This is a genomic window from Affinundibacterium amnicola (assembly GCF_014284275.1).
GTDB lineage: Bacteria > Pseudomonadota > Gammaproteobacteria > Burkholderiales > Burkholderiaceae_D > Undibacterium > Undibacterium amnicola.
Window position 1 is genome coordinate 217798 of sequence record NZ_JACOFU010000001.1, and the last position, 12270, is coordinate 230067.

Sequence of the window (12270 nt, forward strand, 5' to 3'; positions counted from 1 at the left end):
CATAATTGAATAAATGAAATTTAGCACTATTTTGTCTTAGCCACTAGCGCAAAAAATCTTGTCCTTGGCGTGCGCCCACAGGCATCATGAGGTATAATTCGAATTTCCCGCTTGTGCCGTTGGGCACCTTCTGCAATGACTAAGTTCGTATTCGTTACTGGGGGCGTCGTCTCCTCTCTAGGCAAAGGCATCGCTGCTGCCTCACTCGCTGCTATTCTTGAATCGCGCGGTCTCAAAGTTACTATGCTCAAACTCGATCCCTACATCAATGTGGATCCGGGAACTATGAGTCCATTCCAACATGGTGAAGTATTCGTCACAGATGACGGCGCTGAGACTGATTTGGATTTAGGTCACTATGAGCGTTTTATCACCGCTAAGATGAAAAAAGTGAATAACTTTACGACGGGTCAGATCTATGAATCCGTGATTCGTAAAGAACGTCGTGGTGAATATCTGGGCAAAACGGTTCAGGTTATTCCACACATCACTAACGAAATCCAAGAATACATCCATCGTGGCGCGGCAGGTTTTGACGTTGCTTTGGTCGAAATCGGCGGCACGGTCGGCGATATCGAATCCTTGCCCTTCCTCGAAGCGGCGCGTCAATTAAGTCTGCGCGCAGGTCGCAATGCCGCTGCTTTTGTGCATTTAACTTTGGTTCCTTTCTTAGCTTCTGCTGGTGAATTGAAAACCAAACCAACCCAACACAGCGTACAAAAATTGCGTGAAATTGGTATCTTCCCAGATGCTTTATTGTGCCGTGCTGATCGTCGTATTCCTGATGATGAACGCGCAAAAATTTCCTTGTTCTCCAATGTGGTTGAAGAAGCGGTGATCTCTGTGTGGGATGCCGATACGATTTATAAGATTCCACAAATGTTGCATGATCAAGGCTTAGACAAGATCATTTGCGACAAGTTGGGCTTGAATCCAAAACCAGCCGATTTGTCTATGTGGGACAAGCTTATCTATGCCTTGGAAAATCCAAAACAAGAAGTCACCATCGGCATGGTTGGTAAATATGTTGATCTGACAGAGTCGTACAAGTCGTTGACGGAAGCATTGCGTCATGCCGGTATTCATACTGAAAGCAAGATGAATATCGAGTATGTTGATTCTGAAGAAATCGAAGCACACGGCACCAAAGCCTTAGAAAAATACGATGCGATTTTAGTCCCTGGTGGATTCGGTAAGCGCGGCGTGGAAGGCAAGATTTTAGCCGCCCGTTATGCCCGCGAAAACAAAATTCCTTACCTCGGTATCTGCTTAGGTATGCAAGTTGCCTTGATCGAATATGCGCGTAACAAAGCTGGCTTGGCGATGGCGAACTCGACAGAATTTGATCTGGAAACAGAACAACCTGTGGTTGCTTTGATCAATGAATGGCAAAGTCATGACGGCAAAGTCGAATTGCGCGACGAAAATTCTGACCTCGGCGGCACTATGCGTTTAGGCGCACAGACTTGTGCTGTTCAGCCAAATACCTTGGCATCTGATATCTATGGCAATGTCGTGACTGAGCGTCATCGTCATCGTTACGAAGCCAATAATCATTATCTGAAGCGCGTTGAAGATGCGGGTCTGGTTGTATCAGCACGTACCCCAACCGAAGACTTGTGCGAAATTATTGAACTGCCGAAGAGCGTGCATCCATTCTACTTAGGTGTGCAATATCACCCAGAGTTTAAATCGACTCCACGTGATGGACATCCGCTGTTTACGGCGTTTGCCAAAGCAGCGATTGCCCACAAACAAGCTCAACAAGCGTAATTATTAAGCGATATTAGCTTAAAGGAAAACAACATGAAATTATGTGGATTTGACGTTGGTCTGGATCAGCCTTTCTTCTTGATCGCTGGCCCTTGCGTGATTGAGTCGCATCAAATGGCGATGGATACTGCGGGTGCATTGAAAGAAATCACGACTGAACTCGGAATTCCTTTCATCTATAAATCATCGTTCGATAAAGCGAACCGTTCTTCTGGTACGTCTTTCCGTGGCTTGGGTATGGAAAAAGGCTTGGAAATTTTGGCTGACGTGAAAAAACAATTGAACGTCCACGTCTTGACCGATATCCACGCGATTGATGAAATCAAACCAGTCTCGGCCGTAGTCGATGTTTTGCAAACACCAGCGTTCTTGTGCCGTCAGACCGATTTCATTCAAGCTTGCGCGCAATCTGGCAAGCCAGTGAATATCAAAAAAGGTCAGTTCTTAGCGCCACACGATATGATCAATGTGATCGCGAAAGCGCGTCTGGCTGCGAAACAAGCTGGTCTGCCAGAAGATAATTTCATGGCTTGCGAACGTGGCGTGTCTTTCGGTTATAACAATCTGGTGTCGGATATGCGCTCATTAGCGATCATGCGCGAAACCAATTGCCCAGTCGTATTTGACGCGACGCATTCAGTGCAGTTACCTGGCGGCCAAGGTACCTCATCAGGCGGTCAACGTGAATTCGTGCCAGTGTTGGCGCGTGCTGCGGTCGCGGTTGGGATCTCAGGCTTGTTCATGGAGACGCACCCAAATCCTGCACAAGCGATGTCCGACGGTCCGAATGCGGTGCCACTCGGGCGCATGAAGGAACTTTTGGCGACGCTGTTAGATTTAGATCGTATCGTCAAGAAAAACGGATTTTTAGAATCTAGTTTTAATTAAGATTGAATGCCTCGCAGAGCTGAATGGTTTTGCGGGGCGTTTTTTTATTGTTAGTGTCATGTCTTGGATTGTGCGATGACTATACCAACAAAAGGGGCAAGAAGAATAGTTGTCAACGCAATTGAATATCGCTGGACCGTCCGTAGCAAGCCAACCTATTGCCAAGGCGCATTCGGAAATGATATGACAGCAGCCGTTGAATTGGCGACGGAGCCTGGACAGGTATTATGTATTACTTTTCCTTGGATGCGGTGTGATAGTTGGATTGGGAATCCCGAGATACCAGTTACACCAAAAGATATTGAAGCTTGTATAAAAGGGGCGCTACAAAGAGGTTGGTTACCTCAAAAATTAGGTAGTGCCTTTAAATACATACATGAAACAAAAACATAACGATACGTTGCAAAATTGTAGGGTGGGTATTGTGCTTTTGCTCCTTCCCCTTCAAGGGGAAGGCTGGGATGGGGATGGGTTTCAGTCGTTTAATCTGTAAAATGATCATGCGACCAAAACCCATCCCCACCCTAACCCTCCCCTTGAAGGGGAGGGGATAAAGACCTCAAGGGTGCAATTATGACTCTTGAGCGAACGATGAATTTTTATCACCAATTTTTTTGGTGAATTGTGGAAAAAGATAATCGCTTCAAAACCACACGTGTGTATTGAAGCTGAGAGTGATCGCAGACCCTTGAGAACATCAAAGTGTTTGCTGCGTTTTGACAAGCTCGTATCCGAATACTTGTGATTATCTGCACCACGAGCTAGCTCTGTTTTGAGCCTTGGTATTTTAATTGAGTTTTGATTGAATTTTGATTGTTTAGGAGAATTTGCATGAGTGCTATCGTTGATATTATCGGTCGTGAAATTATTGATTCACGCGGCAATCCAACTGTGGAATGTGATGTGTTGTTGGAATCTGGTGTGATGGGTCGTGCGGCTGTGCCTTCTGGCGCATCCACTGGTTCCCGTGAAGCGATCGAATTGCGCGATGGCGACAAGTCCCGTTACATGGGCAAGGGCGTTTTGAAAGCCTGTGAAAATATCAACACAGAAATCGCTGAAGCGATCATGGGTTTGGATGCGAATGAACAAGCTTTCTTAGACCGCACATTGATCGATCTCGACGGTACAGAAAACAAAGCACGTTTAGGCGCGAATGCGATGTTGGCAGTGTCAATGGCGGTGGCGAAAGCGGCAGCAGAAGAAGCTGGTTTGCCTTTGTATCGTTATTTCGGCGGCTCAGGCGCGATGCAATTGCCAGTGCCGATGATGAACGTCATCAACGGTGGCGCACATGCGGACAATAACTTGGATTTGCAAGAATTCATGATCATCCCAGTTGGCGCACCAACATTCCGTGAAGCGATTCGTTACGGCGCAGAAGTATTCCACAGCTTGAAAAAAATCCTGCACGACAAAGGTTTGACGACAGCGGTTGGTGATGAAGGCGGTTTCGCACCATCGGTAGAAAACCACGAAGAAGCGATCAAGTTGATCATTCAAGCGATTGAAGCAGCTGGCTACACGCCAGGCACACAAATCGCGTTGGGCTTAGATTGCGCAGCGAGTGAATTCTACAAAGATGGCAAGTACCATTTGGAAGGCGAAGGCTTAACTTTGTCCTCTACAGATTTCACTAATTTGCTGGCAACCTGGTGCGACAAATACCCTATCATCTCTATCGAAGACGGCATGGCCGAAGGCGATTGGGAAGGTTGGGCAATTCTCACAGAAAAACTCGGCAAAAAAGTACAGATCGTTGGTGATGACTTATTCGTGACAAACACCAAGATTTTGAAAGAAGGCATACAAAAAGGTATCGCCAATTCTATTCTGATTAAGATTAATCAAATCGGTACGTTGACAGAAACTTTCGCCGCAATCGAAATGGCGAAACGCGCTGGCTACACCGCGGTGATTTCACATCGTTCTGGCGAAACTGAAGACAGCACGATTGCCGATATCGCCGTTGGTATGAATGCTTTGCAAATCAAAACAGGTTCTATGTCACGTTCTGACCGTATGGCAAAATACAATCAACTCTTGCGTATCGAAGAAGATTTGGGCGAAATCGCTAGCTACCCAGGCCGCGATGCGTTTTATAATTTGAAGTAATCGCATTAAGAGAAGTTAGTTAATGTAGTGAATTAATGTCGTAAAAAAGGGGAAGTCAGCTTCCCCTTTTTATCGTTATGAAATATAGTCAAATTGTTTTTTTTTGACCTTCACCTAAGATCGCATGCGTCTAATTACCATCGCCTTATTAGCTTTGTTAGTCCTGATCCAGTATCCACTGTGGTTAGGCAAGGGCGGCTGGCTGCGCGTTTGGGAGTTAGATAAACAGGTGAATGCAGCACATGAGAAAAACGATGAACTAAAAGCGCGCAACGCTAAGTTAGATTCTGAAGTTCAAGATTTAAAAAATGGCACGGCAGCCGTCGAGGAACGCGCCCGTTTTGAACTAGGCATGATCAAGAAAGACGAAATCTTTGTGCAGATTTTGGATGCTGGAAGCAAGGTGGACAGTAAACCTTCAGCGAGTAACAATAAATTGCCGGTAATTAAGCCAAATTAATCATTACTTAGTTTGCTCAAGAGCTGTTCAAACGCAATCTCGACTTCCGCAACACTAGGCGGCCTTCCTTGATCTCCAAGGTTAATGATCTTCTCTGACCAGTTCCCCTCTGTCTTCCATTTTGGCGAATCGCAATAAAGTTCTATCGTTGGCGTTTCGTAGGCAGCAGCAATGTGAACTAAGCCAGTATCGACGCCTATCACCAAGGCTGCGCGTTGTGCCAATACGGTGGCTTCTTGCATAGACAGCTTAGGTAAGACACGCGCATTACTCATATGCTCTGCCATCGCATCAGCTTCTATTCTTTCAGCTTCGCTTCCCCATGGTAGTAAAATCGGCCAACCAGTGACCTGTAAGTCACGGGCGGTTCCTATCCAATTATTGCGTGACCATTTTTTGGATTCGCCTGCCGTGCCGTGAAAGAAAACGATGTAGGGTGTAGCGGGCATCCACTCAGGTTGTAGATCGAGTTTTTGTAAACCAAAACTGGCGGGTGTATCGACTGGATAATTCAGCGCGGCAGCAGCGACCAAGCGTCCACGTAAAACGGCGTGCGTGCGGCGGTCGACAGGAATACTTAAGTCATGAAAAATTCTTGAAATGCCTTCATAACCTGAACCTTCCGTACCGTTGGCTAATCCGACTTTTTTGCCATTCGGTGCTTTGCGAGCCATGCCCATGATGATGCCGGTTTTTAGCAAGCCTTGGGTATCGAAAATAAAATCGTAAGCTTCTTCACGTAAGGTGCGGTAGAAATGTTTAATCTCCGCGCGCGTCTTTTTACTCCCTAAACTTTTGCGCCAACGTCTTTGTGCATAGGCGATAACCTTGTTGACCTTGGGTTGTAAGTTGACCAGATTGACGTAGGCTTCCTCTACCACCCAATCAATTTGTGCGTCAGGGTAGTGGGCTTTGATGTCATCGACCATGGGCATGTTGTGGAGGACATCGCCTAGGGAGGAAACGCGGATCAATAGAATTTTCACGGTGGAGAATAAATTTAATTTACAAAAAATGAGGCTATTTACTGACGGCGAATTTTGGTTTTGCTTCCTTCTCCCACAGGCGGGAGAAGGGTAGGGGAGTCAAAGCATGCTTTGACGGCGGTTCAGTAATCTTTGTACTTCGTATAACACACGCAACGGCTTACTGAGTTCCCCTCACCCTAACCCTCTCCCGCTAGCGGGAGAGGGAATATAACAAGTCCTTAATACGGCAAAACCGCATCCGGCTTAACCGCCAAAATCGCTGCTTTCAATGCCGTCTGAATTCGCAGCAAAGCTTCTGGCGTTTCCGCTTCAAATCGCATCACAATCACTGGTGTTGTGTTCGATGAACGCGCTAAACCGAAACCATCTGGATACTCAACCCGTAAGCCATCGATATTAATGATCTCGGTCGAGCCCGGGAAATTCGCGTTCTTTTGCATCTCAGCGATGATGGCAAAATTTTCGCCTTCATTCAACTTCAACTGCAATTCTGGGGTGCTGGTCGATTGCGGCAAATCATTGAGGGTTGCCGTCATGTCCGCGACTTTACTTAGAATTTCTAGCAAGCGTGCGCCAGCATACATACCGTCGTCAAAACCGTACCAGCGGTCTTTGAAGAACACGTGTCCACTCATTTCACCGCCTAAAGGAGAGCCAGTTTCTTTTAACTTGGCTTTGACCAGCGAGTGACCAGTTTTCCACATTAATGGAACGCCACTATGGTTCTTAATCCAGCTCGATAAATGACGTGTGCATTTCACGTCATACAAAATCTGTTCACCTGGATGGCGGCTCAATACGTCAGCGGCAAACAACATCAATTGACGATCTGGGTAAATGATTTGTCCATCTTTCGTCACCACACCGAGGCGGTCACCATCACCGTCAAACGCTAAGCCAATTTCTGCATCGCTGGTTTGTAAGCAGCGGATCAGATCTTGTAGGTTTTCTGGATGTGCGGGATCGGGATGATGATTCGGGAAATTGCCATCAACTTCACAAAATAGTTCTGTGACTTCGCAACCCATCGCACGATATAAATCACCTGCGAATGCACCAGCAACGCCATTGCCGCAATCGACGGCAATCTTGATTTTGCGCGTGAGTTTGACGTCACTGACGATGCGCTCCAGATAGGCGGCTTTGATATCGTGGGTGCTGTAAGTTCCGTCACCAACAGCGAAGTCTTTTGCGACGATTCTGTCGTACAACCCGAGTATGGTATCGCCATAAATCGCTTCACCCGCCAACACCATTTTGAAACCATTGTAGTCAGGTGGATTGTGGCTGCCAGTGACCATGATGCCAGATGTCGCACCCAAGACATTGGTACCGAAATACACCATGGGTGTCGCGACTACGCCGAGGTCAATCACGTTCACGCCAGTGGCCTGCACGCCCATCGCTAAAGCTGCTGTGAGCGAAGGTCCAGATAAACGACCATCACGTCCAATCACGACGGTTTTTTCACCTTTAGCCAAAGCGGCGCTACCGAAAGCCTGACCAATCGCATAGGCGACGTCAGCGTCTAGGGTTTTATCGATGATGCCGCGAATGTCGTAGGCTTTAAAAATACTTTTGGAAAGTAGGGACATAATGTTTTCTATCTAAAAAATGCGAATTAATTTTTAAAGCTTTGCCACAGAGGCGCAGAGTTTTTTGAATAAGCATCTCTGCGTACTTTGCGCCTCAGCGTCTAAGCTTTGTCTTTAATCTGCCAAATAAAATCTTCAATACCACACTGAGGTTGATACTCAACCACCAACTGCTGTATCAGGCTGCGGACTTTTTCATAATCGAAATTGCTGCATGCCTGGTCTAATTCTTCTAAGGCTGCTTGCAAATCTGCCCAAGCTAATTCGGCTTCTTGGGCGCGCATGATCAGTGGATGTGTGGTGCGTTCTACGTTGTCACCGATCAGTAATTCTTCATACAGTTTTTCACCCGGACGCAGACCAACTTCACGGATTTCTATCGTGCCTTCTGGATGTTCTGCCGACTTCACTTCTAAACCGCACAAATGCACCATGCGACGTGCTAAATCAATGATGCGTACAGGTTCGCCCATGTCGAGTACAAACACGTCACCGCCTTGACCCATAGCTCCGGCTTGTAACACCAATTGCGCGGCTTCAGGGATCGTCATGAAATAACGCGTAATGTCGGCATGGGTCAAAGTAATCGGCCCACCTTGCATAATTTGTTTGCGAAATAAAGGGACGACCGAGCCAGAAGAGCCTAGCACATTGCCAAATCTGACCATGCAAAATCGTGTCGTTTGTTGACGGCGCGCATTTGCCTGCAAAATTAATTCGGCTAAGCGCTTCGTCGCACCCATCACATTGGTAGGACGTACAGCTTTATCGGTAGAAATCAAAACGAATTGCTTAACGCCTGCATCAATTGCCGCTTGTGCTAATTTGTAGGTGCCGAAGACGTTATTGCGTATGCCTTCGATGGGATTATGTTCGACCAGCGGCACGTGTTTGTAAGCGGCTGCGTGATATACCGTATCGATTTGAAATCCACGAAAAATCTTGTCTAGTTTTGCGCTATCGTGTATCGATCCCAAGAAAGGTTTTATGTCGCAGGCCAATTGCAATTGATCTCTTAGCGCAGACAATTCCTGTTCTATCGAATATAGAGAAAATTCCGACATTTCTAAGAGCATCAGGCTCTTAGGTTTTTGGCGCAAAATCTGACGACATAATTCAGAGCCGATAGAACCGCCAGCACCGCTGACTAGAACGTTTTTATTAGTGATGCACGTCGCCAATAAAGCTTCATCTGGTTCAACTTGATCGCGGCCTAATAAATCTTCAATCTCAACATCACGAATATCTTGAACCCGTAGTTCGCCGTTGATCAAACTCTTGATTGATGGCGTGACTTTGACGCGAACTTTGTAAGCCTCTAAATGATCGAGAATTTGTTTTTGTTTGGCTTTGGAAACGCTGGGCAAGGCGAGCAAAACTTCTTTGATCCCAAAATTTTTGACTAACTGAGGAATCGCTTCGACTGCGTACACCTTGATGCCAGCAATGGAAGAGCCATGCATCGTAGGATTGTCGTCAATGAAGGCGATGCAGTCTAGCTCATGTCCAGCGCGCAGCGCATTCGCCAATTGCATGCCTGCAGTGCCTGCGCCATAGATTGCGATTTTTATCGCGTTCGGATTGCGTCGCAGGCCACCTAAGTAGGTGCGTGCGATTAAGCGACTGGCTCCGACGTAAAGAATCGCGCCTGACCAGTAAGTGACGAACACAACGCGTGAGATAGCGGTCAACTGCAACATAAAACTCAGAAATGCTAATGCCAATACCGACAGCGTCACACCAATCACGACCACGCTAACCATCTTATGATCAATGTAACGTATCACTGCGCGGTATAAACCGATTTTAATAAAGATAGGAATGGCGAACAAAGGTACAGCAGCAATTAACCAGCCATAATGTTTGATTAATTCAATATGGATGGTTTCATAGCGCAGAAAAATCGCCAGAACAAAAGCCAGCGGTAAAAAAATCGCATCCACCACGCCAGCAATAATTTGCTTTTGGATGCGCGGAAGATTAATTAAGGTTTGCATCATGATGGGATGGCTGGTTCAAGTTGTTTGTGCCTTCTTGCGTCTTATTGAGTCTTAATGGGTAACGCCATCACGCTTAATCACTTTAAAAAAAGTGCGGAACAAAATTTTGATATCCAGTAACAGCGATTGATGCTGCAAGTAATATGCATCGAGTTCCACTTTCTGCGGAATCGGCAATTCATCGCGGCCATTGATCTGTGCCCAGCCTGTCAAGCCGGGGACGATGGTGTGAACTTGTTTTTCAGTGCGCAGAGCGATTAAATCAGCTTGATTGTATAAGGCAGGGCGGGGGCCGACAAAACTCATATCGCCTTTTAGAATACTCCACAGTTGTGGTAATTCATCTAAACTGGATTTGCGTAGAAAAGAGCCGACCGGTGTCAGATATTGATCGGGATTACTTAACAAGTGAGTTGCCACTGCAGGCGTATCGATCAACATCGAGCGAAATTTCGGCATTTTGAAAATATGATTGTAACGACCAACGCGATCAGACCAGTAAATGATCGGTCCTTTTGATGTCAGGCGCACCATCAGTGCGACCACGATAAATGGGATCAGTAATATGACAGCGGCCATCAAGGCAAGTAGTAAATCGGCTAATCGTTTCATTGTGCTAACTCTCAATTTTAAATTATGGTTGCTTGTGGTTCGACATCAGCATGGCGGCACTCTCGCGCAAGCCTTGTTGCACAGTGTAAGGGGGCATCCATCGCATTTGCTCGCGCGCCTTGCTGCTATCAACTCGCAAAGATTGGCAGAGACGATCGGCAATATTGCTTTTACCAAGCAAGCGTGCGCCGAATCTAATTACGCTAACAGGGCAGGGCAACAGGCGTGATGGCACCTCTAATGCCTTTGCTGCTTCTTGTAATAATTCTGTAGTCGATAAATCTTTGCCATCGGAAATGAGAAAGATTTGATTAAAGGCTTGCGGATTTTGCACGCAATGTAAAATGAAATCGCACAAATTCTTAACGAACACAAAACTGCGCTGATTGTGAATGCTAGCTAGAGGAAGGGGAATTTGTTTTTTTACCCAAATCAATAAGCTGAGGAAATTCGCGGCAACACCTTTGCCATAAACTAAAGGTGGACGGATGATGGTGATCGCCATGCCTGTGCGCTGACCAAGTTCTAGTAAGGTAGTTTCTGCTTCTTGTTTTGAAATGCCATAGGGATCGCTGGCTTGCGGGGCATCATCTTCAGTAAATGCAGTGCCGTCTGGTGTTACCTCACCGTTGACTTTGATTGAGCTTAGATAAATGAATTGACTCACTCCGGCGGCGGCGGCTTGCTCTGCTAATCGTAGGCTACCGTATAAATTCACTTCACGAAACGCAAGCAGTGGGTCTGCGGCGGTATCGTTCATGACATGTACCCTGGCCGCGCAATGAATGACAGTGTTGACATTTGTCAGATGCGCTTGCCAATCAGTTTTGCTATCGATGCCGCTAATGTGGCTGACCCATGCGTCTGTTGCTGAGCTCTGAGTTCGCACTGGACAAATGACTTGGCGATTTTGCGCCAATGCCATTTGGAGCAAGTGCGATCCAACAAAGCCTGTTGCGCCAGTGATAAGAATTTTATTGTTCATATTGCGACAACTAGCTTGTAGAGTCTTGCGAGCGTTTGCCTGAATAGACGGAGCTCAGACGCAGATAACGACGCAATAAAAATTTTGAAAAGCTGTGAAAGAACCAGCGCGCATGCTGAGAAAAGATATTCCGGTTTTTATGCGCAGCGGTATGAATCGCTTTTAAGTGTGGATAATAATGTACCGCCTGGTTGTGATAACGACGCGCGCGATAACAAATATCCACATCTTCAAAGTACATAAAATAGCTGGGATCAAATCCCCCCAGTGCCTGATAAAGCGCTGGTTTGAATGCTAAAAAAGCGCCAGAAGCCCATTCGACAGGGATATCGTCCACTGCAGCGGCGATGCTCTCTTTATCGTAGGTTTCGCTAAACGTGTTCACGAGCGGCATTTTGATAATCGATAACATGCCAGGAAAATGCCGGATGTTTTTGTCTGGGATGCTCATTGCCTGATCTCGATACAGATTGAGTGTGGCGATGGCATGCGCCGATTGCTGCATCTTTTCTGTCAGGGCGAACACCGTTTCTGGTGTGACGGTGATGTCCGGATTCATCACCAGAAAAAAATCTTGTGCTTGGAAGCCAGATTGTTTTTGAATTAAGTCAAACAGGTAATTATTGTTTTCACCAAAGCCTAAACCCGCATCTGCATCTGTGTAGAACACTTGATGCTGTTCGCAATAAGCTTTTAGAGTAGCGGCAGGCCGATTATCTTTAATCCAGATTTTCAGATGTGCACGCTCTTTCAGCAGTCCACCTAACTGACTGTTGATCAGAAGTTCTTCATGCCCATGACTGATAATAGCAACATGAATCATGCAGGCAATCTCACCGAATTTGATGATCTA

General features: G+C 46.3%; 11 protein-coding genes. 5 read left to right on the forward strand and 6 right to left on the reverse strand.

Features of this window, described 5'->3' with window-relative positions:
- The first annotated feature begins 135 nt into the window (after positions 1-135).
- The 5 genes from H8K33_RS00950 (at position 136) to ftsB (ending at position 5236) form a co-directional block, all read left to right on the forward strand.
- Positions 136-1773: a CTP synthase gene (locus H8K33_RS00950; RefSeq protein WP_186889114.1), complete on the forward strand. Its 1638-nt coding sequence runs from the start codon at positions 136-138 to the stop codon at positions 1771-1773.
- 33 nt (positions 1774-1806) lie between these two features.
- Positions 1807-2661, forward strand: coding sequence for a 3-deoxy-8-phosphooctulonate synthase (gene kdsA / locus H8K33_RS00955; protein WP_186889115.1), 855 nt, complete (start codon positions 1807-1809; stop codon positions 2659-2661).
- A gap of 75 nt (positions 2662-2736) precedes the next feature.
- Positions 2737-3054, forward strand: a complete 318-nt coding sequence (locus tag H8K33_RS00960) for a hypothetical protein (protein ID WP_186889116.1) — start codon at positions 2737-2739, stop codon at positions 3052-3054.
- Positions 3055-3492: 438 nt separating this feature from the next.
- Positions 3493-4776, forward strand: coding sequence for a phosphopyruvate hydratase (eno, locus tag H8K33_RS00965; RefSeq protein WP_186889117.1), 1284 nt, complete (start codon positions 3493-3495; stop codon positions 4774-4776).
- A 124-nt stretch (positions 4777-4900) separates the two neighbouring features.
- Positions 4901-5236: a cell division protein FtsB gene (gene ftsB / locus H8K33_RS00970; RefSeq protein ID WP_186889118.1), complete on the forward strand. Its 336-nt coding sequence runs from the start codon at positions 4901-4903 to the stop codon at positions 5234-5236.
- Here the strand turns inward: ftsB and waaC are convergent.
- The 6 genes from waaC to H8K33_RS01000 form a co-directional block, all read right to left on the reverse strand.
- Positions 5233-6222 (reverse strand): lipopolysaccharide heptosyltransferase I, encoded by a 990-nt coding sequence (waaC, locus tag H8K33_RS00975; RefSeq protein ID WP_186889119.1) that lies wholly within the window; start codon positions 6220-6222, stop codon positions 5233-5235. The genes ftsB and waaC overlap by 4 nt on opposite strands.
- 221 nt (positions 6223-6443) lie before the next feature.
- Complete coding sequence (locus tag H8K33_RS00980; protein WP_186889120.1) at positions 6444-7820, reverse strand: phosphomannomutase/phosphoglucomutase; 1377 nt, start codon at positions 7818-7820, stop codon at positions 6444-6446.
- Positions 7821-7921: 101 nt separating this feature from the next.
- The gene (locus tag H8K33_RS00985; protein WP_343043766.1) at positions 7922-9820 is read right to left on the reverse strand and encodes a polysaccharide biosynthesis protein; all 1899 of its coding nucleotides are present in this window, start codon (positions 9818-9820) and stop codon (positions 7922-7924) included.
- 51 nt (positions 9821-9871) lie between these two features.
- Positions 9872-10432: a sugar transferase gene (locus H8K33_RS00990; protein ID WP_186889121.1), complete on the reverse strand. Its 561-nt coding sequence runs from the start codon at positions 10430-10432 to the stop codon at positions 9872-9874.
- 22 nt (positions 10433-10454) lie between these two features.
- The gene (locus tag H8K33_RS00995; protein ID WP_186889122.1) at positions 10455-11417 is read right to left on the reverse strand and encodes a UDP-glucose 4-epimerase family protein; all 963 of its coding nucleotides are present in this window, start codon (positions 11415-11417) and stop codon (positions 10455-10457) included.
- A gap of 10 nt (positions 11418-11427) precedes the next feature.
- Entirely contained in the window at positions 11428-12240 is an 813-nt protein-coding gene (locus H8K33_RS01000; protein WP_186889123.1) for a glycosyltransferase, read from the reverse strand.
- Between the last annotated feature and the right edge of the window lie 30 nt (positions 12241-12270).

Coding starts and splice junctions, on each gene's coding strand:
- H8K33_RS00950 (WP_186889114.1), top strand. CDS start 136: ATGACTAAGTTCGTATTCGTTACTGGGGGCGTCGTCTCCTCTCTAGGC.
- kdsA (WP_186889115.1), top strand. CDS start 1,807: ATGAAATTATGTGGATTTGACGTTGGTCTGGATCAGCCTTTCTTCTTG.
- H8K33_RS00960 (WP_186889116.1), top strand. CDS start 2,737: ATGACTATACCAACAAAAGGGGCAAGAAGAATAGTTGTCAACGCAATT.
- eno (WP_186889117.1), top strand. CDS start 3,493: ATGAGTGCTATCGTTGATATTATCGGTCGTGAAATTATTGATTCACGC.
- ftsB (WP_186889118.1), top strand. CDS start 4,901: ATGCGTCTAATTACCATCGCCTTATTAGCTTTGTTAGTCCTGATCCAG.
- H8K33_RS00980 (WP_186889120.1), bottom strand. CDS start 7,820: ATGTCCCTACTTTCCAAAAGTATTTTTAAAGCCTACGACATTCGCGGC.
- H8K33_RS00985 (WP_343043766.1), bottom strand. CDS start 9,820: ATGATGCAAACCTTAATTAATCTTCCGCGCATCCAAAAGCAAATTATT.
- H8K33_RS00990 (WP_186889121.1), bottom strand. CDS start 10,432: ATGAAACGATTAGCCGATTTACTACTTGCCTTGATGGCCGCTGTCATA.
- H8K33_RS00995 (WP_186889122.1), bottom strand. CDS start 11,417: ATGAACAATAAAATTCTTATCACTGGCGCAACAGGCTTTGTTGGATCG.
- H8K33_RS01000 (WP_186889123.1), bottom strand. CDS start 12,240: ATGATTCATGTTGCTATTATCAGTCATGGGCATGAAGAACTTCTGATC.